This is a genomic window from Verrucomicrobiota bacterium (assembly GCA_038744685.1).
In the GTDB taxonomy this organism is placed as follows: Bacteria; Verrucomicrobiota; Verrucomicrobiia; order Opitutales; family Puniceicoccaceae; genus Puniceicoccus.
In genome coordinates this window covers 1-22023 of sequence record JBCDMB010000006.1, presented here as the reverse complement: position 1 = coordinate 22023, position 22023 = coordinate 1, and the positions used below count along the sequence as shown (strand labels likewise).

The window sequence follows — 22023 nt, the reverse complement described above, 5'->3', positions numbered from 1 at the left end:
CGGCAAGCCGGGCATTTTGAAAGTAGATCCCCGTTTCTACTTCAACCAGCGCGGCTTGCCGGAGCCAGCGCCCTACCTTTGGTGAAAGACTGGTCCGTAGTTTTCATCCGAATCCCTTTGCCAAACTTACCGGGGTTTCTTTTCCTGATCGAACGTGTCGGAAATCAATGAAGAAGTCGTTCGGGAGGCCTTGGCCAAGGTTCCCTATCCGGGTTTCACCAGAGACATCGTTTCCTTTGGAATCGTTAAGAATATCGCAGTTGAAGGGAGTGTAGTTCTGGTTTCCCTCGCGTTGACGAGTTCAGATCCGGCGGTCGCTCCCAAGCTGAAGGCCGATGTCGAAAATGCTGTCGATGCGATCGAAGGAGTCTCGGAGGCAAAGGTTACCGTTGCTGTTAAATCCAAGGCTGGTTCCGAGGAGACCTCTCAGGAGGAAGAGGCAGGAAGCGCAATGCAGAAAGTGCGTATCGCGATCGCGGTGGCTAGCGGTAAGGGAGGGGTCGGTAAATCCACCTTTACGACCAACCTTGCCTGCGCGATGGATCGCATTCTGCGGGAAGAGGGAAAGCCCTCATCGGTAGGGATCATGGATTGCGATATTTATGGGCCTTCCATCCCCTTGATGATCGGATTGAACCAAAGGCCGGAAGTAGAAAATGGTTTGATCCAACCTCTCGAGAATTTCGGTGTGCGAGTCATGTCGATGGGTTTCTTGGTAGAGGAGGATATTCCAGTGATCTGGCGCGGACCGATGGTAATGAAGACCATTCAGCAATTCGCGAGTAATGTAGACTGGGGTGAGTTGGAAGTGTTGTTTGTGGACTTACCACCGGGAACAGGGGATGCCCAGCTCTCCCTCGTGCAGACTGTTCCCCTGGAGGGTGCAGTCGTCGTCACGACGCCTCAGCTGGCAGCTGTGACCGTCGCTAGAAGAGGGGCGATGATGTTTGAAAAGGTGAGTGTTCCCTTGATTGGCGTTGCTGAAAATATGAGCTATTTACTCGACGAAAAATCGGGAGAAAGACAGTATCTTTTTGGGAAAGGGGGAGGAGAGCGAACTGCGAAACACCTTGAAACCAATTTTCTCGGTCAGGTGCCGTTGGATCCGAGGATCCGCGAGGGTTGTGACCACGGAGTACCGATAGTTGTCAGTGATCCCGACCTAGCGTGTTCATTGGTTTTCTATGAAATGGCCCGGACGATCTGGGATCGGTTCAAATTGACAAGTCGTGCTGGCAATGATTAGACTTTCTTCTGAACAGTTGGGAATGCCGACGCCGAAAAAGTCTTCAAAAAAGAAACCATCAGTGGATTTCGCTGGCCAATCTAGCCTCTACAAAGAATTCCTCGCGGAGCGGGAAGAGATTCTTCGTCACAAATGGATCGAGTCCGAAAAGAGCGGGAAAGATATTGGTTTTGAAAAAGCCCTCCTCGATTGGATTCGGAAACACCGCGACAAGTGGCGCTCCTCAAGAAGGTAGAGAATCACTGTAAAACGCCTCAGGGGTATGCTCCGCGAACCTGATTGTCAGTAGGGGTAGGTTCATCGGTTTCCCTCGGTGTTACTGTCATTTCCCGCAAATTGGACCGCGGTAGCCTCCAATGCGAAGAAGCAATGTGCTGGGTCGCGGAACAGGCGCTATCCGAGCTCCAAAGAGGCAACCGCAAAGGTTTTATCATAGGGAATGTCTGGTGGAGGACCGGCGTACATCCTGGCGCAACGGGAGACTTCATTCATGCCTAGTCTTTTTGCCATAGGAATCGCTTCCGGATTGATGTCTGGCATGTCCACGTAAACCCTTTCTCCGGAGACCGCTCCGCATAGAGACAAAAGGAGCTTTTCAGCGATATTCGCTGTTTCCGCGAACAGAGGACCGATGCGAAAGCCATCGCTAGCGGGCCTGATCACTCCGAATCCCTCTAGTTTTCCTTCGGACTGATACCCAAAGGAGAAGCTCTCAGGCAGATCGATCCAATAACGAAGCAAAGTCTCACGGTTGGTGCTGAAACCCTGTTGATCTAATTTAAGAATCTCATCCCAAGAGATCAGAGCTAGATCCTTTATGTTCGGATTGGGGGTCGCAGAGGCGGCTTTTCCAGACATTCGAACATTGTAGTGATTGGTTACGAATCCACCGCGGCCGTAAAATGATTCCATAGCGGGAACCCCGTCCATACCGATGGTCGCTCCGGGATCCAGACGGGCCATCAGGCGAGCTTTGCGCCAGCGCCAAAAAGGACCCCCGAGTCCTCTTCCGCGGTAATCGGGGCGAACAATGTAGAATCCCATGAACCCGAATTTCCCTCCAAAGGAGACGACGGAACCGAATCCTACAACCTCGTGGGAAATCTCCATGCAAACAAAACCAGAGGGATCTGTAGCCCAATAACCGTCAGCGTCCTTGTAGCCTGGGTTCCAATTTTCCTTTCGTGCCCACTCCACCCCGATGTTGAGCTCGTCTCTCGTGGCAGCGCGATAAATCGGATCAGGCATAGAAAGAGCAGACTAAATACTACTGTGCAAGAGGAGCTTCCGGGATAGCATTCCCCTCGCGATTCACCAGCTCCTCATAAACGCGGAGGGAAACCCAGGCATCGGTAGCAGCATAGAGAATCTGTTTCTTCGTTAGTGGATTCTGCTCCCAATTGGTCACTTGCGCTGCTTTCGAAATGCGCCCATCGAGGAATATTCCCGCTAGATTACGGAGTCCGGTGGTGATAATCCCACGTTGACTGGCAACGACGCTCAAATCGATAAACCCTGCGGCTTCGAACTCCGCAATCCGATTGAGTCCCTTGATGTCGTCATGTGGAGCCACCCCTACCTTTTGGATGTTTGGATCGGTAAGAAGCGCGAAGACAGGCCTGTGATCAGTAATCTGACGAAGTTGAAAGAGCCACGCTGTGCATCCATCAAAAAGTTGAAGGAGTGCCGGAGGCCGGACTTCGTCTTCCCGACGAAAAGTTGGTTTACTTTCAGTATCAAACCCAAGTCTTTTCGATAGTCGTAATGCCTCAACCGCGGGTGCTACCTGAGAGTCTTCGCGAATCAATTGGATGGGACCCTGAAAGTGGACGATTGGCAACTCACGGAGCAGGTCTTTGCTCATCCGCTCTGGGAATGAACCACTATCGGTTAAACTCATCGGATTGAGTGTTTGGCGTCTAGGTAGAGAAGCAATGGTTTTTTGAATCAACCAAGCGTGCCCTTACGGTAGAGGGTTCGGGTTGCATCTCTTTCGAAAAGAAAGTAGCTCTTTCCTAGATGAGTAAAAATCCCGACACGCTCTTCCTCTCGGAGGAGTCAATTCGTAAACTAGTTCCAGCGAGACTGCCCGCTCGACTGCACGAACGCTACAAGGGCGGTGCATTCTATGGGCGCCTTGATCGCGACTTCGGAGAAGACGAGCAAGAGACAATACGGACGATTTATCAATCGGTAGGGGAGTTGATGGAACTCACTGCTAAAAGGGACGCTTCGGAGGAAGAAAATTCCTTGGCCGCATCGGCTTTAAAAAAATTTGCTGTCAACTGCCCGATCCTAGTCGCGGGTGGCGAGCTGGAAAAGTATGAACAGGCTGCGCGCGAGACTCAGGATACCAAGCTTACGACTTTGTTCCGCGAACTTGCGGATGGTCCGTTCGCATCCTTATACGGGATTCTTTTTCTTGTGGGTTCTGCCGGAGTAGAGCCGGAGTATTTCCAGACTCTTTTTTATCTGGCGCGGGATCAACGGAAGATCATGCGCTCCTTGATCATCGATCTCGATCCCGTTGGACGCGACAAAGATGAGTTAGAAAAACTCCACTCGGTAGACTTACTGCTGCAGAAGTGGCAGAAAACGGTCTACCGCGCATTTGACGCCGAAATGGAAGTTGCCTTTAAAACTTCGTTTACGGGTGCGGTTGCCGAACGTTGTATAGAATTCGCAGAGGTCGACCGCGTTTTCTACCACCTTGTCAACAATGCGATCCACCATGGCGAAGGGAAGCTTTTGGCTATTCAGGTAGTCGAATCTGAAGACGGCTCGGACTTGATCTGGATGTTCTCGAACCCTATCTCAAAGAAAAAGGCATCGGATTTAGGAAACACGAGTGGACGCGTTTTCGAATACGGTGTCGGATCAGGTTCTGGAGTTGGGCTGGCTTCCCTTGCGGAATCGGTTTCTCATGCTTACGGCATCGAGACCACGGAGGAGTTGATCTCCAGCGGCTATGCAGGGTCTATTGTAGAGGGTGAAGTCTTTCGCCTGTGGTTCCACTGGCCAAGAACCGCAGAAGCGTAGTCTTTTTTCCTCGCTAATTAGGAGCGTGGTCGGACCCAGATCGAATCTCCTTCAATACTGATATCGAGGAAAGTCGGTCTCCACCAGACCTTCGCGGGGTTCGAAGAAAATCGTCGTAAAGACCCCTCCACGAAACTCCTCATAACTGGGAGTTTTGTTGAAGGCAATTTCACCTCCAAATGCCCAGTAATCTGTGAGAAACATTACCCCTTGAAGGTTCGAGATGAGAATCCCTGTAGTATCGCTTGTTCCAGAATAATCACGCCCATCCGGGTCAAGGGGAAAGAAAGGCGCAGCCTCCTGTTCGTTTGCCTGACCACCAAATCCGACTTCACCTTTCAGAAGAAAATCTTCCCCCTCTTCCGTCATGAATTGAAGATTAATGATTCCCTGAGCCAAATACTCCGGACTAAAGTACCCTCCGTGACCGAATGTAAAGAAACTGAGGTTGTTTGTGTAGCTGTAGAAGGTGAAAGAAGGTCCGAAGTTAATGTAGTGGAAACCATCAGGTTTAAAGGTTCGGTTTAGGGCGACGTCGAGCCGGATTTTCTCGTTGTCGGCGACGTTCTCTCCGGTCAACTGCCCGACTTCCATAAAGCCGAAGAGGCTCAGGTCTTGGTTTGCTCCAAAGAAGTGGAGAATCGACGCATGAAGTCCCGTTTCAACCACTCTACCCCATTCAAGGGAAGTGTAGGGGTCACGGAATCCGGTGTAACTGAGAAGGGATTCAGTAATGGATTCGCGAAAGAGTTCTGCGGTCCACACTCCGGTTTCAAAGATTCCCTGCACACCGAGTCTCCCTACAAACTCACTATCCACCTGACCGCCCAGAGGAGTCATTCCAAGCTCGATATAGGGTGAAATCCAATCTTCCCGGTAGTAGCCAATCATTGGAGCAATCATGCCGTTGAAGGATGTCTTTGGTTCGACGGAATAGGGTGTAGGAGTGTTGGGAACCAGCCCCACAAATGCAAAGTCGGGAAGTTGACCCGCATCCAAGCTCACCAAACCTATACTGACATCCACCCGGTTCACTTCATCCGAGAAGACCGTTCCTGTTACGTAAGGCGCGTAGGCCAGATCCAACTCGCTGGTCCCCGGGTCTCCATCCCTAGCAACGAATTCTGCGGAAATGGTTACCTTCGGTGCCGCAATGTTTTCAATAAACGGTTGGTCAGCGTCCGGAATCTGGGTAGCCACTTGGCTGGCCTTGAGGTATAGCCTCCTGTCATAGTATCGGTCACTCGTATACAACGCGTAGATGTCAGCGAGTGGTCCACCATATTGATTAGCCAGTCGTTCAATCCGGTTCCAGTTCTGAGTGCTGGAGAGGGAGGCGTAAAGGCCAACTGCTGCCACTCGGTCCCGCTGCTCTTCATAGAGTGTCTGGAACAATCCGGCTGCTTTAACGGTTTCTCCAGTGTGGTAAAAACTCCACGCTTCCAGAATCTCTTCACCTCTGGTCAGAGGTCTGAATTGGACGATCTTATCCAAATTGTCCAGCGTCTCGTCGTAGCGCTCTGCTCTGAAGGAAGAAATCGCTCGGGTCATGTAGATGTCGCCAAGAATGTTGTCCATTCCTGGATACGCATTCAGCTTCCAACGTGCAACGGCCTCGGCTTGTTGGAGGAAACCTTCATTATAAAGAGAGAGTGCAAGGCCATAAGCTGCTTCATTGAAGTTTTCATCCCATCTCAGAGTCTGTTCAAACCACTCAATTGCTTTTGGATAATTTTCCTCGGTGTAGTAAGACCACCCAATTGCACTCGCCATGCCAACATCCTGATTCTCCAAAACCCAGGGCTCGAGTTCGTCGTACTGCTTGTCAGCGAGGAGCTGTCCTGGGTCGATGCCAATTTCTGCCACGATAGTATCGTCGACCAGGCCCGTTTGAGTGTCACTGAAGACAATGGTTGGGGTAGTTGGGGATTGGATCGGTTCGGCTACCGGTTCAGGGGTCGGTAAGAGGACCTGAGTTGGAATGCCCTCCTGGTTGAGCGGCTGACTGCGGGGTTGCTGCGTCGGAACGACTGTCTGAGGAACTGACCTCTCGGCGGGAGGAGCGTCTGGCAGAAAGTATGTTGGCTGAGGAGTCTGCCCTTGAACGGGAGCACGTGTCGGAGTTCCCGAAGGTTGTCCGGTAACCAAAATCTCTTCCATTGAAGTGGGAAAGAGCCCTTGTTCCTCAAAATCTTGGGAGCCGAGCGACGTCGCCGAAAAAAGTAAAAGGGCGAGGCGGTTTAACCACCGACGGTGAACGGCAACAGTACTCATCAATCTTATCGTGAAATTTCTTTACTAAATTATTACGGGTGAGGCAATAAAGAATACTTTTGGCCCTCTTTTTCTGCGAGGTGGGAAAGGAAACGCAGTGAAGCGGAGTAATAGGAGGTGTAGTCGCCATCAACACGAGGGGCCTCTGGGATCTCTCGCGGCGCGATGAGGTGATAGATAGCGATCATTCCTGGAATCACGGTAAACTCTCCCGGTTCGTTGGTTACAAGGTTAACGGTGTCGGGAAGTTCGAAGATGCTTTCCTTGCTCGTCGCCCAACCAACAAAAGGTCGGTAGAGAAATTCGTCGCCTATTCCTGCCCACTCCATGTAGAGGGGAATCCTAACTGCATTGTAACCGAAGACCGGATCAAACTGCTTCGGGAGGATCAGCGTTCCCGCAGATGATACTAATAGCCAATCCGGTGGTAGATCCCAATCGCCAAAGCGAGCCTCTTTGAGAAGTCGCAAACCCGAAAGGTAGAGATCGTCCCAAAGGTGAGAAGGATCGATCCTACGAATATCGAGGAATGCGGGAAAGACCCAATAACTTAAGTTGATAATCGTCCCCTCTGGCTGCTGAAAGCCGGTTCCTCCGGGGAGAAGGAGAGGGCCGTAGGGGCTGTCTGCTATCATTGTGGTCCTAACCTTTCGAGCGATCGCTTTGGCTTCCTCAATATGCCGATCATTCTTCCAAAGCTCTCCCCCCCTAAGAAGTGCCCATGCAATGAGGATGTCCCCGTCAGTAGCGTTGTTCTGGTCTATGACAGGATCTTCGGGTATTGACGGATCCCATTTCCAAGCGAAAAGCCCATCTTTCCGGGTCTGGAGATTCTTCCGGGTCCAATTCCAGATGACAGAAAATGTGGATAGATCACGGTGCTCTGCGGCGATCAGCATTCCATATCCTTGTCCTTCCGAATGGGAGATCCCTCCGTTGGCATCGTCGATTACCCTCCCATCTGGTGCTACAAAACGCTCTTTGAATTCATTCCAAGCCATCTTGCCACGAGTGTTAAAGGGTAGGGTAAATCCCTCAAAATCGGACTGCGCCAGAGCCCCGGTGTTGGCTGCCAAAAGGCACAAAAAAGGGGTCAGGAGTTTCTTCAGCCGTCTTTGGACCATTGGACAAACGACTCGATTACTCTTTGCGTCTTTGAGCGATTGTTTGGTCCGTATGCTTGAGTACTAAAAGTGTCATCAGGACAAAAACAAGAAATACGACTGCTGCAAAGAGGTACCAAATGCGCAGCGACACCCCGTAACCCCACGGAATGGGAACAATGGTTTCTCGAAACGAAACTTCGCTGAAGCGCTTGTCCGGCAAGAAGGCCCTGACACTATTTGGAGTGTCGTTCCATGAAAAGAGGTATCCATTTATTTGTGACCAATAGGGAAGACGGATAAGCTGGCGGACTCGCTCAAGGAGGAGAGCGTCATTGCGAGCAGTCACTATGAGTATCCACCTCCCGGTGGTTTCAGGAGAGGGGAAACTTGTCATCACAGCCCGCGGTCCAATGGACTCTTCTCTTGCTTCCTGAATCTGAGCTCCTTCCGGTCCATCGTCAGCTGGTTCGTTAATTTCAATCTTCCGAAACTCGTTTGCCAGACTTGCAAAGAATCTCTGAAAAATGTTCGGGCCTTTTTCTTCTTGAGCAAAAGCCTCGTCTTCACTCTCTCCTGATCCTAATTCCGAAAAGCTCGCGGGGGGAATTTGTTCACTGAGGGTAGTGGGAATTCCCGATTGGCTTCCGATTACGACAAGGTGCCGATCAGGGTTTGCAGCACGGAAACTCACCTCTGCATCGTAAAGGAAGGTGTTCGAAATTTGAGAGAGCTTTGCAATCATCATCCACGCTGCTTCAACAGTTTCCTTTTCGTTATTGGTGAGAAGGAAACTGATTTCTGACCCGTCCGGTTGACCTACGAACGGGTAGAGTGTCCGGCTAGTGAGGCGGAGGTTTGGCAGAATAGCACCTCTAGGGACTCTCGGAATCTCAATCGTCGAATCAGTGAAGACAAGAAGGTCGTTTGCCGCGACACCTGTAGGACCTAGCGAAAACGCACTGGAGGAACCAGCATCTGTCGTAATTTCCAGTAGGTTGCGGCCAGACTGGAATTTTCCGATCGGAACTGAAAAGTTAAGGTACCGCCCTCCAAATTCGGACGTCGTGGTCTCACCAAACGGTGCACGGACAACTTCAGTTCCGTTCAAACGGACCTCCATGGCTTTGCTGCTCCGGAGTGTATTTTGACCTACGGAAAAATGAACGGATAGATTTACCTTTGCAGCAGGACGGTCAAAAACATCTGCCGGAAAGTAGATCTGAATTCCGATGCCTCCATTCCGGACCGGACGAATCGGAGCGCCAACCTGCTGTAGCTGAAGAAATGTATAGGTCTCACCTGGGTTCACAGGAGGCTGACCAAAATAAGGAGGCGTCTCTGGGAAGAGGATGCGACGAATGGAGACAAAGTCTGCAGCCGGAAGATCCATATTGACGAATCCAAGAGCAAGGACTGCTTCGTTGATCCCTCGCTGGCTGGTTCCAGTGATTACCAAGACAGGCTCGCTCTCGTAGTTTGGCATCGGAATCATGCAGAGTCCACTCTCACCGATTTCTTCTACAAGTCTTGCTCCCATGACCGAGCCTACTTGATCAATGGTTCCCACTAGCACGTTGAACCGACCAGGCTCTAGCTGAGGACCGTATGTGATTAGCATAGGCTTAAGGTCAGTCCTTAGTCCGATTCCTTGCACAATAGCCGCCCCGAGAGTGACCTGTTCCTGATTCAACTCCGATGCCGCACCGGCAAAGACAAGATGAGTCTGGACGGCCTCCGGAGTGAGTCTCTGGAGAAGTTCATCCAGATTCGATATCAAGAACGGATTGATTTCATCTTCCTCAAAACTCGGTGTTGTTTCGTTGATTTCCGGAAAGGCTGTTGCTTGCGTTGTCTCAGGCAAGGTAGTTGGATTCGAGGATGAGGAGGGTGCTAAATCTTGAGTCGGCTCCGCCTCTTCCGAGGGGCTAGCGGGCCTTTCGGTCGGCGGCTCGCGGAGAAACTGGGGCATTTGCGTTCCAGTTTCATCTGCCGGAGAGACTTCAGAAGTTCCCTGATCGTCACGGAGTCCGCGCAGGAGTTCGTCGAGAGTTGATGACTGGGCAAGACTGAAGCTGTGGGCAGCAAAGCAAAGAGCAACTACTAGTGAGGGTCGGGCAAATCTATCGATACCTAGACCCATCAGACGTTCTCTGGCTGCGATATGCTTGATTTGGGCCTAGATCCTCCGAAGAGAGACCCGAGGAGATGTCCAAAGTGTGCAAGGGAGTATTTGACGCCAATTCCCAGAAGGAAAAGGAAACTTCCAATAACTCCCAACCGGCACTCGCGATTTTTCTGGAAATTCATCCAGCGATCGCTACTTCCCGTTACGAAGCGGACCTTTTGTTTCCTTTCTTCAAGATCCTTGTGGTTGAACTCGGTTCCGAGAGAAAGAAGTTCAGAATCTTCGTCGTAGCGAAGGATGCGAAGGTCCACATTAAAACTGAAATGAACCTTTCGCCCTGGAGCGGTCACCTGAAGCAGTCCATTGTTCGCCTTTTCGAGGTCCCTTTCATAGGCTGGTTTCAAGAGGATCCTGCATCCCCCAAGAGAGATATCGACTATCCGGCAATCAAAACTCTCATTTCCCAAGAGTAGTTTCGCGTTGAGGTTAACAGGCATCCTTGGATTCGAACGCCTCTGTTGCCGTTCAAGAAGAGCCCCAATTGCCGCGAGGAGGATCACCGTGTTGAAAAATCCGAAACCCATCGTGATCAGCGTCGCCGTGGTCTGTTCGGAGACGCTGAAGTAGCGAATCGTCCCAAAAATTAGCGCGGTGATGTTGATCACAAATAAAATGTAGAAGGGAAAGGAAAGTGGCGAGATGTAGGTCCTGTCGAGATACTCACCCTTCGGAGTTACCTGGAAAGCAGGAGCCCGAGGACGGATCATTGTTTTGACGATCGCCGGGAGGCAGTAGACGGACTGGATTAACTCGTAAAGTTCAGAAACAAACGATCGTCTCACTCTTCCGTAGAGATAACTCGAGACGGTCAAGACTGCCACCAAGTGAGGTACTGCGTACGCGCTGAAAGTTTGCCAGTTGGCGGCGTAGATTTTGAGTCCGAATACAAGGAAGGCCACTGGGGCCAGGAGGAAGACTAGACGGGCAAACGGGAAGAACCAAAAGGAACAACTGTTGACGTAACAGAGACGTTGAGGCAGGGAAAGACCTCGCATCAAAAGCGGTCGCTTGAGAAGGAAGATCTGAACCATTCCGGTAGCCCAGCGAATTCGCTGCCCGATAAAACCACCCATCGTTTCTGGTTGCAGTCCAGACAGCATGGGCTCTGATATGAACGCACTGTTGTAGCCCCTTCCGTGAAGGGATAAAGCCGTCTCTGCATCCTCGGTGATCGTTTCTCCCGACATGCCCCCTTGAGCTTCCACCAAACTACGGCGAAGGAGAGCACCGGACCCACAAAAGAAGGATGAATTCCAATAGTCCAACCCTTGCTGGACTACTCTGTAGAACATTTCGTTTTCACTGGGGGCGGAATAGAACGTGTTGAGATTTTTCTCAATTGGATCTGGGTTGACGAAAAAGTGGGGAGTCTGCACGAGAAACAGCTTTTCGTCTTCATTGAACAGCCCGACTGTGTTCTCGAGAAAGTTCTCAGTCGGGACGTGGTCAGCATCGAGAATGAGAAGGAGGTCTCCCGAGGTCTTTTTCATTGCCTCATTGATGTTACCGGCTTTCGCATGCTGGTTTCGCTCCCTGGTCATGTACTGGACGCCGAGTCTTTGGCAAAGACGGAAAAGGGACTCTCTTCGGGTGAGTGCCTGTTCGCGGGATGCATCACTTCCGCTCGTGCATTTTTGGTCAGTTCCTCCGTCATCGAGAAGGTAAATTCTGCGTTTTTGCTCCGGATATTGCATCTGGAGAGCCGCCATCAACGTGACTTCCAAAATTTCTTCGCTTTCATTGTAGGAAGGCACCATGACGTCGACCGTAGGCAGCTGATCCTCTGGCGGGAGAGGAACCGGCTTTCTCTCGAACGGGCGGATATTGACGAATGACCCGAGGAGGAAAATGAGGATCCCATACACCTCAGCGAGGAAGAGGATGATCGCGATCGAAAAGCTCAACCAATCATAGAATTCAAGCGTCTGAAGACTTCGCCAAAATAGGTACCGCAGAACCAGGAAGACAGCAAAACACAGGAAGATGACCCTTACGGTGGGGCCTCGCTTGACGGATCGGAAGAAAAAGAGACCCAAGAGAAGGGCCCCCGCAAGATACCACTGCGAACGATGCTCAAGATGAAGCGAGCAAACAAAAAGAAACGCTAGCAGTGAGAGAAACCAGAAAAACACCACGATAGAGAGGTGTTTTGACTTGTGACGTGCTGTCTTGGAGGTCTGAACCACGGATGAATTTACTGAGCAGGGAACAAGCCACAGCCCTTCCCTTGACAGCCTTGTTTCATAAATTCGTAAAAATTACCATCCTTAACTTAATTTTAACAAAAGCGTTTCCGGGGCGAATTTTTACAATTCGCCAAGGGCTCTTTCCGCCTCAATCGCTGCTTGGCAGCCCATTCCTGCGGCTGTGATCGCCTGCCGGTAGACATGGTCTGCACAATCTCCCGCAACGTATACTCTCGGGACTTCGGTCAGGACTTGGGAGGGAGCTTTAGGAATGAGGTATCCTTCGCCATCCATCTTGAGCTTTCCCTTGAAAGGAGAGGTGTTGGGAATGTGTCCGATGGCTACAAATACTCCTTTGCAATCGATCCGTTCGGTCTCTCCACCAACCGTGTTGCGAACGGAGATACCCGAGACCAAGCCGTCCTCGTCCGGTAGGATCTCTTCGACAACGGTGTTCCACACCATTTCGATCTTCTCGTGCTGAATGGCTCTTTCCGCCATAATCGGAGAGGCTCGGAGCTCGTCACGACGGTGAATCAAATAGACTTTGGAACAAAATCTGGTGAGGAAAAGAGCCTCCTCGCAGGCAGAGTCTCCTCCTCCCACCACTACAACGTCCATATCGCGATAGAAGGCGCCGTCGCAGGTCGCGCAAGTGGTCACGCCTTTCCCGCCATACATCTCTGCTTCGCCAGGGACACCGAGAAGCCTGGGTGAGGCACCAGTTGCAATGACGAGTGAGCGGGTCTCCCACGATTTGTTGGTGCTATTCAGGGTGATGGTCTCGTCGCCAAGATCGGCCTCTTCGATTGAAGCCACCTCGAACTGGGTGCCGAAACGAGCAGCTTGCTTCCGCATGTTGTCCATGAGTTGGAAACCGTCTACTCCTTCTGGAAACCCGGGAAAGTTTTCGACTTCGGACGTGGTCGTCAGCTGGCCTCCTGGCTGGGCACCCTCCAAAACGAGAGGATTCAAATTAGCGCGGGCCGCATAGACAGCAGCCGTCAAGCCTGCGCAACCTGAACCAAGAATAATTATGTTCTCCGGCATCGTATGGTTTTGGATCGATTCATTTAGAAAATCAAGTGCCGCTTAAGCACGGGCTTTATGGTCGCACAAGACGTCGTGATCCATGAAGAGGGCAGGGTCGTCGCCTGTAGCTACTTCGACAACACGGGCCGGGACACCCACTACGGTCACATGAGGTGGAACCGACTCCAGGACAACGCTGTTGGCACCTACCCGTGAGCATTCGCCGACAGAGATGTTGCCGAGGATTTTTGCCCCTGCTCCGATGAGAACGCCGTGGCCGATCTTCGGGTGGCGATCCCCGGTCTCTTTCCCTGTTCCTCCCAAGGTCACTGCGTGCAAAATCGAGACATTGTCGGCGATGCGACTGGTTTCGCCCGCCACGAAACCGGTTGCGTGGTCGAGAAGGATTCCCGAGCCGATTTCAGCTGCTGGATGAATATCAACGTTGAAGAACTCTGATGTCAGGCTTTGGAGGTGCAGGGCCAACTGGTGTCGACCGTTTTTCCAAAGCCAGTTGGACACCCGGTGGCAGCAGATCGCCTTGAATCCTTTGTAGTAGAGAACCGGCGTGATATGGTTCCGGCAGGCAGGATCACGGTCAAAAATGGCCTCAATGTCTTTTCGCATCGAAACACCGATGAGGGAGTCGGTGGTCATTGCCTCGAGAAAAACGTCTTCGAGGTGAAATTCCCAGTGGGACAGGAACGTGAGCTTTTCGGCGAGCCGATAGCTGAGGACCTCTTCAAGACTGGACCGGTCCAGGACGATTTCCTGAACTTGGTGAGCAAGAACGGGCTCGTTATCGATAATCTCCTGGGCGTCAACGCGGATCTTGTCCCAGATAGGGTCTGAGTTTTTTTCGGTATCCATGGCGTTCGGTAATCGGTGCGTTCCGGTTGAGTTTGTTCGGAATTCAAGTTCCTGTTCAGATCTACGGATTTCTCAACCTCTAAACCACATGGACTAATGAAGAACACAATTATTGCACTCGCAACTTTCGTTTTGGCAGGCTCGCTGAGTGCGAGCGTGGCCACCGGGCAAAAGGCTCCGGATTTTACTCTTACGGACACTAACGGTGTCCAGCATTCGCTTTCCGATTTTGCTGGAAAGACCGTGGTGCTGGAATGGCTCAACCACGGGTGTCCTTTTGTCGTTCGCCACTACGAATCAGGCAACATGCAGGGTCTCCAAGACCGGTATGGCGACAAGGGAGTAGTGTGGCTCTCGATCGTTTCATCTGCTCCAGGCAAACAGGGTTACTACCCGCCTGAGAAAGCAAACGAGATCACTGCTGACTACGAAGCCACCCCTGCAGCCGTTCTGATCGATTCAACTGGCGATGTCGGGCGCTTATACTCGGCTGAGACCACTCCTCACATGTATGTGATCAATCCTGACGGGGTGCTGGTCTATCAGGGTGCCATTGACGACCAACCACGCGGCAGGGATCCCTCTCAAGCCAACAATTTCGTTGCCAACGCCCTTGACGCCTCGATGGCCGGAGAGCCAATTCCGAATGGGACGACGAGGCCCTATGGCTGCTCTGTAAAATACTGAGCATCCTGGTTTTTAAGGCCCGCTCGCCCGAGAAGGGCGGGCGGGTTTTTCTTTGCAAAACCATGCCATTTCTCTTTACGGACGCGGTAATCCCCCTCCCGATCGCTGAGGTTTTTCCGTTTTTTTCGGATGCGTCTAATCTGGAAAAGATCACGCTAGCTGGTTTGGGGTTTCAAATCTTAACCCCTCTCCCGATAGCGATGGAAGAAGGGACAATTATCGATTACCGCATCAAGATTGGCGGAGTCCCCAACCACTGGAGATCCCGAATTACCTCTTGGGAACCACCTTACCAATTTGCCGATGAGCAGTTGAAAGGCCCATACCGTAAATGGCTCCACACTCATCGGTTCGAAGCGTGTGATCACGGGACCAGGATGAAAGATGAAGTGGAGTATGAACTACCTTTTGGAGTTTTCGGGAGGTTAGTGCACCCTCTCATCCGCAGGCAACTCAGGACCATTTTTGCGTTTCGGAGCAAGACAGTTGGCAGCCATCTTCCCTTACCTGAAAATTCGGAAGTGACGCATGGAACGATTGAGTTCTACGACGACAAACCGAATTGACCAGGTGACCTTTCCCTTCTTCTGGAAAGAGCCTTACAGAGACCTCTGGAGGGTCAATAACCAGCCATCAGACCCATCAAATTTTCTTTGATTTGCTTACGGATCGAGTCGATTCGGGAGGGTGGTGTGTAGCGTTTTGTGGGGGTGCCTACCGCATCGAGGGAATAGGAGTCGGAATAGCCGTCAATCGTTGTTGGTTGGAAGAGGAAAGTGAAAACAGTGTCCGCGAAAACGGTCTTTTTGTGCACTTGCACGACGCCGCTCTCTCCTTCCATACCATTTGCCAAGACGACCCAGCGGTCCTCAAAAGCGGCGTTCAAAATGGCTTGGCGCATTTGGAGCATCGTAAGGCGATCCGGCACATTCAGATGGATGACTTTGTTTCCAAAAGGCGTGGCGGCGGGATGGATCGAATTGGACAGATCAGAAGGGTCAACAGGCGGAGTAGGCGTGCTAGAACAGCCGACTAAAAAAGCGAAAAGAAGAATGGAAAAAAAGGCGGGTGCTTTCATACTGTGTTTTGACGTTTTATCCACATCATCGCTTTGGTAAACGTTTTTCGTATTCGTAGCTCCGTATTCCAGTCCTCATGAAAAAGATTTTCCCATACATTGGCTTTGTCGTTTTGGCGTTGCTGGTCCTTTTTCAGTTCTACAATCCCTTCAATTTGGAACCAGAGCCCGGGAGAGGGGCACACGTCGGCGATTATGTTCCCGAACAGTTGGATGGGTGGACCGTCACAAACAAGGAGTTGGGTGCGACAGAATCGATAAGGGATCGAGCTGCGAGGATTTTGAACCTCGAAGATTTCGTCTACAGGAACTACACCCGTGGAGATGGTGACGAATTCTTCGAGGTGTATGTTGCCTATTGGTCTCCTGGGAAAGCATCGATCCTTGAAGTATCCTCTCACACTCCTGATAGGTGTTGGACGGAAAACGGATGGACGATGTTGGATAAAGAGCATCAGGTTGAGAAGGAAGTCGAGAACAAGGCACTTTTGCCTTCGGAGTGGAGGGCGTTCGAGATCCAGGGAAACGAGCAATTTGTTCACTACTGGCATCTTGTAGGCGGTAAGTCCTATCAATATGGACAGCGCAGAAATGCGTTTCCGACTCCCTACTCTTATGTGAGAGACCTACTTCGATCCCACGTGTTGGGTACCGGGGAGCAGTATTTTATTCGGATTAATACCAATATCCCTTTCGAGGAATTGTGGTATGATCGACAGTTCCAAAAGGTAGTTTCCGAGGTAGCGGGTCTTGGGCTGGAAGTCGAAGCTGAAGACTTGGAGAGTTCTTCCTAAGGAGAAAGGGATGTTAATCCGATGATCGCCGAGGTCAGTCGCAACGTGCTCGGGGAAGCCTTGATCCCCTGTTGTATGGACCCGTTGACCGGATTTCTGCGGGATGGCAGTTGCAATGTGACTCCGTCGGACGGCGGTGTTCATGCGGTTTGCGCGGTGATCACTGATGAGTTCTTGGATTTCACCCGCTCGCGGGGAAACGACCTATCGACTCCGTTTCCGGACATGGGTTTCCCGGGTCTCAAGCCAGGGGACAGGTGGTGCGTCTGCGCCAGCCGCTGGCAGGAAGCCTTTGAAGCAGGGAAAGCTCCTCCGGTAGTTCTAGAAGCGACTCACGAGGCGGCGCTGAGGTTTATCCGGATTGAGGACCTTCGAGCAAATGCGTCGAGTGTTGAAGGGTAAAGACGCTAGCGAGCGTGCCTCTTTGTCAGTTCCCCACCGATGACCCCGTTCCCGTCTCTTTTGTTCGTTGCAGAGCTACCCATTGTGGAGAACCTCGAGTCCTCCGGCACTGTAATGGTGGTAGCGAAGCTACTCATTATCGTTGCCGTTTCTGTCCTCGTTAACTGGGTGGCCCGCAAAGTAATCGCGCGAGTTCTCCGCGGTGTGATTCATCGAACGAAAACAAAACGTGACGATGTTTTACTGGATTCTGGAGCGATCACGAGGATGTCTCACGTGCTACCGGCACTGGTCGTTCATTTCATGGCACCATTGTTTTTTGAAGAGGGAGCCATCCTCGACGGGATCAAAACGGCGGTATCCGTTTATCTTATTTTCATCACCCTATTTGTTTTTGATGGAATCCTGAATGCGATTCACGCCCTCGTTTTAAAATCATCTAGGGCCCAAGGCTTGCCGATCAAAGGCTTTATTCAGGCGACGAAGCTCATCGCGAATTTAATGGGTTTGGTCTTCGTCGTGTCTGTCCTCTTCGGAAAAACACCAATCTACATCATTTCGGGTTTGGGTGCCCTAACCGCGGTCCTGATGTTGATCTTCCGCGATGCAATTCTCGGCTTTGTCGCTGGGATCCAGATCTCAGTGAACAATATGGTTCGGCCGGGTGACTGGATCGAGATGCCAGCGAACAATGCCAATGGCGACGTCATGGATGTCTCGTTGACCACTGTGAAAGTGCGGAATTTCGACCAGACGATTACCAGCATTCCCGCCTACGATCTTATCTCGAAGTCGTTTATCAACTGGAGGGGTATGTCTGAGTCCGGGGGGAGACGGATCAAGCGGGCTCTTCGAATCGATATGCGCAGCATTCGCTTTGTGGACGCCACACTCCAGGCTGATTTGGAGCGAATCCAGCTTTTGCGTCCGTTCCTTGCCGACCGTCTTAAAGAGATCGATCAGTGGAACTCGAAGAATGAGGTAGACGGAGAAATGGCGGTAAACGGACGTCGGTTGACCAATATCGGTTGTTTCCGTGCCTACTGTGAAGCGTATTTGCGAAATGATGAACGTATTCGTAAAGATATGACGTTCCTCTTTCGCCAATTGGCGCCCGACGGCCAGGGCCTCCCTTTGGAGATTTATGTCTTTACGGATACTACCGACTGGGAGCTCTACGAAACGATACAAGCGGATATCTTTGATCACTTGATTGCGGCAATTCCACGCTTTGACCTTGCGGTCTATCAAGAGCCGAGTGGCAGCGACCTTGAGGATGGATTTTCGAAGATAGCGAAGCAGGAAGTTGGATAAAGGAATGACCGCCCCTCGTACCCGCCTGCTCAAAGTCTCTCGCCGCAATGCAGAGTAATAGGCGTGGCGAAACGGGAGCAAGGGCCACTGAAGATAACCGAGGTCTCGGGGGCGGTTCAGGGGGCGGTTCGGGACGCGGTTATATTTCCAAAAGGAAAGTAGTCATATCTTGAGGTGTGATTTTGGTAAAACCAAGGCCACTAAACTCGACGAGTCTTGTTGAACTAAGCTTTGTGCTGATCGCTTCTTGAAAGCTCTCAAGAGACTGCCGGTTTTGATCAATGGGTGATCCTCCACCACTTAGATATTCTAAATAAATCGATGCCATAACGGTGTTTTTGTGAGTATCAAACAAGTCCGTCAGGACTACTATCCCATGGGTGTTTCCTGCCCAATCTAGAGTAACTTGTTCATCTATACCTCCTGTGATCACGCTTACATGATGAAAAAGAGCTGCATAGCGCTGTGGGAGCGTTGCATCTCGGGGCTGCTTAATTCCAATTTGATTTTTTAAGATATCCGTCTCCACAGCCTTGAATCTATGGTCCAGTTGAATGCCTAATTCTTCATCGAAAGCTTCCGCAAGCCCCTCTACCGAATAAAACCGTTCCAAATATCTCTCGATAAGAGATTGAGCCGTAGCTAATGATAGCTCACCCAATTCAAGCTTTTTGATAATCGAAGTAGATAACGTGTCCTCGATATTAGAAGCTAACAGCCAGCTGCTAAGCTCATTCTCACGAGACAACGCTGATCTGTAATAAATCAATTCATTTGAAGCTCGCTCAAAATCATCCTCTACAAGACTAAGGTATTCCTCTCCTATGACCTGCAATCGATTCCTGGATTCCATGTAGCCGGCCGAATCAAAGACATCAGCAAAAAAAGGATCGATTTCAGGAACATCAATATTTGGGCTTTCTAGAGCAACTTGATCATCGTGAACTTCAGTTGTTTCTTCAATGGTGCCTTCGACCTCTGTCTGCGGTTCCCTCAGCCCGTTATTTCCGCAGCCAAATAAGATCAGAGCACTAAGACATAATAGCCATTTCGCATGCATTGCATTGATGCCCCTACTCCGAGCCGTTCCTAGCATCTTGAACTGAGACCGTCTGCCCATCTTCGATAAAGCTATTCTGATTAAAGAACTCAGGTGAATCAAGGAATGTATCAAACTCTCTTGTATCGATCACCGTCGCTCTAACATCGACGCATACGTGAAAAATTCGGCCCTGATTGCGACTTTCATCAAGGAAACCTGAATAATAGTGACGTGACTCCGGCAAACTGGACCGCTTGAAGAGTTAGTCGGACTTTCCCATGAACCTAGTAAGCGCATAACGGTTCAACCCGGCTTAGTCCGAAAAAGGCGCCCTACTTTTGCCGATGACTCGGCCAATACAACTTTATGTCAAACCCCGCCCCTTCCGAAGGAACTTGAGACTGGCAGGAAGGAGACTGGCGGCATTGGACATAAAGTCTTTGGACGAAAGTGGAGGCCGCTAATATCGAAAGGGGTGCCCGGGTGGGGATCAGGCGGGGACGTGGAGGTGCGGATTCGGGTCAGGATTATGTGAATAGTAAAGACCGAACATCTGTGCAGACTCTACAAGGTTTTCCGGCACGCGAACCGTCTACCCCGCTCACAGCAATCCAAGTTCGCCGAGTTCGTCGAAGCCTTCGTAAGCAACCAGGACAGGCTTCCAGATTCTTCTTTAGCCGCCAAAACGTATCCATGGATATTCCTATTCATTCGATTGGCTCGTTCAAGGTTATCCTCCATTCGGATCTGGCAAGGGCAGGGCTGCGAGGAGCGAAAAAAATAGAGGAGCGATTCGACAAAACAGTGTGCCGGAAGAGTTAAGACATGAACTTGCCTCTGATGACTTTGAATAGGATGAAAAAGGCCCCCAAGAGAATAATTCCTCCGATGACCCAGACGTACCTGTCTTTGGCGCGATCTGTTTCCGGGGCAACATCTGTTTCGACTGCTGCCTCCCGTTCGGCGTCCGTCGGAGAAGGTAGCGAATCTGTCACTGGTTCCTGAAACGTTTGCTCTGGATACTCTGCAGATTCTTCTTCGCTTCTTGCTAAGTATTCCCGGAATTCGGCAAGCTTCCTCTCTGTAGTCCATTCTGGTTCTAGCGATACTCCCGTTAGTTCAACCAGTGCTTCTTCGGTAACGTTGATTGTTCTTAACCTGAGGATTTTACTTTCTGAACCTCCACGAAACGATACAGATGAAATGAAATCGTAAAAATCTATCATCCCAGGGACTTCATGATACTGTCTTCTGTCACCGAGTGCCCTGACAAGCCCTTGTATGACATTGTCAGATATGTCATAGAGATATGATGCGACCAGACCTGACTGCCCAGAGTCTATGAGAATAACTGCACGATCATAGATCTCTTCAATCGATTCGCGATCCATGGCCTCAAACAAGAGTCGTTGATTTTCATCAGGCGAGTTCTTGAGATCTTCTCGAGAACGAATCGGGACCTGATATATTTCTCCAAGGCACACATTCAGAAGGAGTAAGACAAAGAAAACGATTTTCAAATTAACCATATTTAAAACCCTTCATTGTCTAAAGCCCTGGTAGAACCGTCATCAATCCAGACCCCGTTTTCCTTTTCTATTTTGAAATGAATCCGCCAATCAAGGTAGTCAGAAATCCGATACCAATCACTGCCGATCAGGAGTCTACTAAATTCGCCGAAATGGTATCTGATTTCAAAAGTATCTCCATCACTTCCTGTTGAATTTCGGAAAGGATTGACTGGAATATCGAAGGAGCTGATTTCCCCAATTCCATGAGCTAGCATCGATCTATCAGTAGATTGATAGGGGTTATTATCTTCATCACCGGTATCTCCGTCGTCATTTCCGACTCTTTCATCGTCTGGAAATGTAACAGGAATGTCTTCTTCAATCGGTTGGTTATCCCACAAGAATCCTGGGATAATATCTAATCTCTCCACTGGGTACCGATGGGGATTAAGAATCTTAACCCTAGCTCGACGGCTTACGTCCCATTTTAGGCTAACCCCGTTTTCCAGAGGAGCAATCATACCCTTAATGAAATGCTCTGTTCCTGTTCCCGGCGGTTCAATTTCTGTTCCGTTGTGGGTATTTTCTCCACTCAAATCGGGACGCTCGTCATCCGAGTGCGTGATAATCGTTTTCGGAATAATCGAGAAATTGAAGTCATAGCCCCCAAAAACTTCGACGCCGGGGCCAACTGTAAAATCTCCTGTTATGATGTCCGGAACAGATCTTGTTCGGATAGGATGATCCGCTACTTTTTGCCCATTAGCCCATACGGTCCATACATACACTTCCGCTGCAACACCGCCGCTTTGCTTCACCTTGATCCTTACCTCGGTTTTACCAGCTTCATCGCGCTTTACCCTGCGTTTCAAGGGCTCGCCGGGAACCTCCTCACCACCTTCCCACTCAAGGATTTGTTTGGCATGTCCAGGGGTTATCATATCTGCCGTAATGCCCTTTGTTGCCTTCAAGATTACATACTCCTGATTCAGCTCATTGGACCTCTTTGGTGTGACAAAATGTTTTACTACGCTGTCAGGATTAACGGATGGAACTATGTCCCCGATAACTCCGACCATGTTTTCGTCAGGTTCTATGTCCATCTCGAGTGGACTAAGGTACCACGAGCCATAAGTTCCTCCGCTACCCGAATTTTGTTCGGAGATGATCTGGTAGGGTAAATCAACTGGCTGGCCGTTTCTCAAAAACTCCTCCCCCGTCCAACTGAGGATGCTTTCTGAGATGTCAGGCGGATTC

Annotated in this window: 20 protein-coding genes; 8 read left to right on the top strand and 12 right to left on the bottom strand. The window is 50.6% G+C overall.

All coding sequences use genetic code 11. The features are described from left to right. The first annotated feature begins 154 nt into the window (after positions 1-154). Complete coding sequence (locus tag AAGJ81_05375; GenBank protein ID MEM0965561.1) at positions 155-1246, top strand: Mrp/NBP35 family ATP-binding protein; 1092 nt, start codon at positions 155-157, stop codon at positions 1244-1246. 22 nt (positions 1247-1268) lie between these two features. Next, positions 1269-1481 (top strand): hypothetical protein, encoded by a 213-nt coding sequence (locus AAGJ81_05370; GenBank protein ID MEM0965560.1) that lies wholly within the window; start codon positions 1269-1271, stop codon positions 1479-1481. A gap of 158 nt (positions 1482-1639) precedes the next feature. On the opposite strand, the gene AAGJ81_05365 is transcribed toward AAGJ81_05370, so the two are convergent. After that, a complete protein-coding gene (locus AAGJ81_05365) occupies positions 1640-2494 on the bottom strand; it encodes a GNAT family N-acetyltransferase (GenBank protein MEM0965559.1) in 855 nt (284 codons plus the stop codon). A gap of 19 nt (positions 2495-2513) precedes the next feature. Beyond that, a complete protein-coding gene (locus AAGJ81_05360) occupies positions 2514-3146 on the bottom strand; it encodes a 3'-5' exonuclease (GenBank protein MEM0965558.1) in 633 nt (210 codons plus the stop codon). Between the two features lie 119 nt (positions 3147-3265). Here AAGJ81_05360 and AAGJ81_05355 point away from each other — a divergent pair, with 119 nt between their 5' ends. After that, on the top strand, positions 3266-4285 hold the full coding sequence (locus AAGJ81_05355; GenBank protein ID MEM0965557.1) for a hypothetical protein: 1020 nt from the start codon (positions 3266-3268) through the stop codon (positions 4283-4285). Positions 4286-4336: 51 nt separating this feature from the next. On the opposite strand, the gene AAGJ81_05350 is transcribed toward AAGJ81_05355, so the two are convergent. The 6 genes from AAGJ81_05350 to cysE all read right to left on the bottom strand — a co-directional run bounded on the left by AAGJ81_05350 (position 4337) and on the right by cysE (position 13938). After that, positions 4337-6559 (bottom strand): cellulose synthase subunit BcsC-related outer membrane protein, encoded by a 2223-nt coding sequence (locus AAGJ81_05350; GenBank protein MEM0965556.1) that lies wholly within the window; start codon positions 6557-6559, stop codon positions 4337-4339. A gap of 32 nt (positions 6560-6591) precedes the next feature. Continuing rightward, a complete protein-coding gene (locus AAGJ81_05345) occupies positions 6592-7683 on the bottom strand; it encodes a glycosyl hydrolase family 8 (protein ID MEM0965555.1) in 1092 nt (363 codons plus the stop codon). Positions 7684-7699: 16 nt separating this feature from the next. After that, positions 7700-9805: a cellulose biosynthesis cyclic di-GMP-binding regulatory protein BcsB gene (locus AAGJ81_05340; protein MEM0965554.1), complete on the bottom strand. Its 2106-nt coding sequence runs from the start codon at positions 9803-9805 to the stop codon at positions 7700-7702. Then, a complete protein-coding gene (gene bcsA / locus AAGJ81_05335) occupies positions 9805-11985 on the bottom strand; it encodes a UDP-forming cellulose synthase catalytic subunit (protein ID MEM0965553.1) in 2181 nt (726 codons plus the stop codon). Before bcsA ends, AAGJ81_05340 begins: the two co-directional genes overlap by 1 nt. Before the next feature lie 171 nt (positions 11986-12156). Then, entirely contained in the window at positions 12157-13086 is a 930-nt protein-coding gene (gene trxB / locus AAGJ81_05330) for a thioredoxin-disulfide reductase (protein ID MEM0965552.1), read from the bottom strand. Positions 13087-13128: 42 nt separating this feature from the next. Further along, complete coding sequence (cysE, locus tag AAGJ81_05325) at positions 13129-13938, bottom strand: serine O-acetyltransferase (GenBank protein ID MEM0965551.1); 810 nt, start codon at positions 13936-13938, stop codon at positions 13129-13131. A gap of 96 nt (positions 13939-14034) precedes the next feature. Here cysE and AAGJ81_05320 point away from each other — a divergent pair, with 96 nt between their 5' ends. Both AAGJ81_05320 and AAGJ81_05315 read left to right on the top strand, forming a co-directional pair. Next, positions 14035-14625 (top strand): thioredoxin family protein, encoded by a 591-nt coding sequence (locus tag AAGJ81_05320; protein ID MEM0965550.1) that lies wholly within the window; start codon positions 14035-14037, stop codon positions 14623-14625. 62 nt (positions 14626-14687) lie between these two features. Continuing rightward, positions 14688-15191, top strand: a complete 504-nt coding sequence (locus tag AAGJ81_05315; GenBank protein MEM0965549.1) for an SRPBCC family protein — start codon at positions 14688-14690, stop codon at positions 15189-15191. Positions 15192-15244: 53 nt separating this feature from the next. On the opposite strand, the gene AAGJ81_05310 is transcribed toward AAGJ81_05315, so the two are convergent. Then, complete coding sequence (locus AAGJ81_05310; GenBank protein MEM0965548.1) at positions 15245-15703, bottom strand: hypothetical protein; 459 nt, start codon at positions 15701-15703, stop codon at positions 15245-15247. 77 nt (positions 15704-15780) lie between these two features. On the opposite strand from AAGJ81_05310, the gene AAGJ81_05305 reads away from it, so the two are divergent. From AAGJ81_05305 to AAGJ81_05295, 3 genes are read left to right on the top strand one after another with little or no spacing between them, the layout of a single operon-like run. Continuing rightward, positions 15781-16497 (top strand): exosortase-associated EpsI family protein, encoded by a 717-nt coding sequence (locus tag AAGJ81_05305; GenBank protein ID MEM0965547.1) that lies wholly within the window; start codon positions 15781-15783, stop codon positions 16495-16497. A 21-nt stretch (positions 16498-16518) separates the two neighbouring features. Continuing rightward, on the top strand, positions 16519-16899 hold the full coding sequence (locus AAGJ81_05300; protein MEM0965546.1) for a DUF2237 domain-containing protein: 381 nt from the start codon (positions 16519-16521) through the stop codon (positions 16897-16899). Between the two features lie 39 nt (positions 16900-16938). Then, positions 16939-18213 carry a mechanosensitive ion channel family protein gene (locus AAGJ81_05295; GenBank protein ID MEM0965545.1) on the top strand — a complete coding sequence of 425 codons (1275 nt, stop codon included), beginning with the start codon at positions 16939-16941 and terminating at the stop codon, positions 18211-18213. 139 nt (positions 18214-18352) lie between these two features. Here the strand turns inward: AAGJ81_05295 and AAGJ81_05290 are convergent, their stop codons facing one another. From AAGJ81_05290 to AAGJ81_05280, 3 genes are all read right to left on the bottom strand, one after another. Beyond that, on the bottom strand, positions 18353-19273 hold the full coding sequence (locus AAGJ81_05290) for a hypothetical protein (GenBank protein MEM0965544.1): 921 nt from the start codon (positions 19271-19273) through the stop codon (positions 18353-18355). Positions 19274-20073: 800 nt separating this feature from the next. Further along, a complete protein-coding gene (locus AAGJ81_05285) occupies positions 20074-20646 on the bottom strand; it encodes a hypothetical protein (protein MEM0965543.1) in 573 nt (190 codons plus the stop codon). A gap of 140 nt (positions 20647-20786) precedes the next feature. Continuing rightward, positions 20787-22023 (bottom strand): hypothetical protein (locus tag AAGJ81_05280; protein ID MEM0965542.1); only part of this gene is annotated, 1237 nt, incomplete at its 5' end.